The 2,768-nt window shown below is 30.2% G+C and carries 3 protein-coding genes; all 3 read right to left on the minus strand.

What is annotated here, in order from left to right:
• A partial coding sequence (locus RCF13_RS04195; protein ID WP_308140896.1) for a hypothetical protein occupies positions 1-576 on the minus strand: 576 nt, incomplete at its 3' end.
• A 37-nt stretch (positions 577-613) separates the two neighbouring features.
• Positions 614-931, minus strand: a complete 318-nt coding sequence (locus RCF13_RS04200) for a DUF4258 domain-containing protein (protein ID WP_016121756.1) — start codon at positions 929-931, stop codon at positions 614-616.
• Positions 932-1,062: 131 nt separating this feature from the next.
• On the minus strand, positions 1,063-2,768 hold a 1,706-nt coding region (locus tag RCF13_RS04205), incomplete at its 5' end, for a hypothetical protein (protein ID WP_308140897.1).

A 2,768-nucleotide genomic window follows, 5' to 3' on the forward strand; every position in this document is an offset into this window, starting at 1 on the left:
AACTATTTGTTTTGTAATATCACGACAAGGAATTAATATAGAATCTTGCGCTCCACTAATAGTTACATATTTATTATTTTTACCTTGAGCAGTATAAAAACCAGGTACTCCCAAAAAGTTTTCAGCTGTAAAATAATTAGAATTCTTTAAGATATTGTTTACAATTTGCCAAGGTTTTTCTGGAAAACTATTATATTGTCGAACATTTATTTCCTCTTCAGTCATACCCCTTATATTTACTAAATGTTCAAGATGCTCTTTCGCTATTTCGCAATTTTTTAGTAAGAATTGATATGCAATATTTAACGATCTTATATCTTTCTTTTCTCTTTCTTTATGAACTTCTATATTTGTGAAATCCACTTTTTTACTATTCTTACCATCTAAAAAATGCAGGTATCCAGGGCAAGCTCCTTTTTGTCCAAATGGACGTTCTGATTCCACCCTGCAACATACAACTCTATTATTATCCTCATTAATCATACACATACCTTCATGTCCACAAATATCACAAGGGGTATTATAATATTCATACCACCCTTTTAATCTTCCTATTGGTCTATAAGCTTTAGCCATAAAAAATTCCCCCTTAATTGTTATTTAAGACACACTTCTAAGCCATTAATTTCTCCTTAATAGGCGGTGTGATAGTAATACATTTAAACTGATGTATACCCTCTTTCCCAAGAACCACCAATAAAGGATTATTATCCGTATCTACACCTAAAATCTTTATAGTTAAAACGTTCTTTCCTTTAAAAGCTTCACTCGAAATTTTAATTATTTCACCTTTCATCAAACAGTAAACTAAATCACTTTTCGTATATCCCCTTTGATTGCATCTATTCGGAACATGTATCCCCAACTTAATACAACCATTAACTTTTCTTTTTAAAATATTTACTATTTCATTCTTCAACTCTTTCTTCATTATTAATTCCTCCTTTAAATACAAAAAAGACCAAAGGAATCTGAGCATCGCACAAACCCCAAAGGTCTTCTAATTGTTATTTATAATTAAAATGAAATTAAATTTATATAAATATATATTACCAAATTTTCTTATATTTTTCTATTTTTCAAGAACTTTTTAAGAAAAATCTCTAGACTTGTACTTGAGTTCTTTGCTTCAAACCTAATAATCTTTTTCTTATTACCGGTGATACATTCTAGCATCTTTACAAAAGCCCCTTCAAGCTTATTATATACTTGGTCCTGCTCAATTAATGGTATTGTCTTATATTGATTCTTATTAATTTCGATATGCATAGATGGAACAGTAGCCATTAATGGGATATCTAATTCTTTCTCTAACAGTTCTGGCTTACTAAAATTCAAATGTTCATTAAATATCAATTTACATGAAATCGAACTTTTAATAACCTCATTAATATAGTTTTTCCATTGCAATATCCCTGTTATATCATTGTTTACAACTATCCATAATTCATCTAGATACTTAAGTGTATTTAAAGTGTATTCTTCCATTTTCCCTGTTGGCAAATCAACTAAGAGCAAATCATAAAATTTCAGTCCTTCAACAAAATATTCTATGGCCTGTTCAGTCCAATTCAAATCTTTGTCCTTTTCTATAAAAGGGTAAAAGTGAATGCCCTTAACATCCCAAATAGCTTGTTTTGGTTCCCCCTCTCCCATTAAATATTTACTGTAAGTCTGCCAATTTTCAGGTTTATCACTGAACAAAGATAGAGTATTCTTTTGTTTCATATTTGTGGTTATAGCTTCCAACACTCCAATTGGAAAAGAGTAGTCAGATAAATACAAGGAAAAGTTTATAGCCAGAGTAGTTACACCACTCCTATGCAACGGAGACCAAATACCAATTGCTTTATGTGGAATAGTCTTTTTCTTGTAAACAGGAATATTTATATAATCCCTTAAGCACAAAATCCTTTTCTCATACTTTCTTCTTTCTTCAGCAATTTTCTTTATTTCAGCCTTATCTATTGGTACACCATTACAAGTGATTTGGGTACCTTCATCTAATTTCTGTTTACTAGTTGCATTGCAATTAGAATTATCATCCTCACAAGAAGTTTTACCTGGAACCATGGATAAGTCTTTATCATTTTTATTATCTTTACCTTTATTTTCTTTCAATACTTTTTCATCACTTTTAGTAGCTTCGACAGGTTTTGTTACCCTTTTATTCTGTTCATCATCTATCGGTATGTTGTTTGTATTCCCTAATGACTCAAATTCAATACCTGCTTGATTTTGTCCATTATCCTCTTCAATTTGTATTTGTATCTCATTTTTATTTTCACTTTCTAAAGGAGAACTCTTTTCTATGTCATATAACTCCACTGAATTTGAGGAGTTATTTAAAATATTCATTTTAATTTGAGGTTCTTTACTACTATTTGTTGCTTCATTAACGATTTCCCTAGTATCTTCTACTCCCAATGGTAAATCTAAACACATGCTTTTAACTTTTTCTTCTTTAATTTTAACCAATAAATCTTCAATCGCATCTTCATCTTTAGATACAACACGTAATGAAGGATCTTTATAATTCATTAAATATTCCGGGGTAACTTCATTCTCTAAAATTAAGATAAAATACTCCAAATCACTGTAAAACATCTGTTTTATGCCACACACTTGTAATACTTCCTTTTCATCATCACCTACTTGCCAGATAATGATTTTCACATTGTCCTTTGCATTTTCAAGTTCCTCTAATGAGCATTCTGAATAATCCCATTTAGGTAGGTAATCTTCTAATACCTCGTATATAAACTCCT

Source organism: Stenotrophomonas maltophilia group sp. RNC7 (assembly GCF_030910085.1).
GTDB lineage: Bacteria > Pseudomonadota > Gammaproteobacteria > Xanthomonadales > Xanthomonadaceae > Stenotrophomonas > Stenotrophomonas sepilia.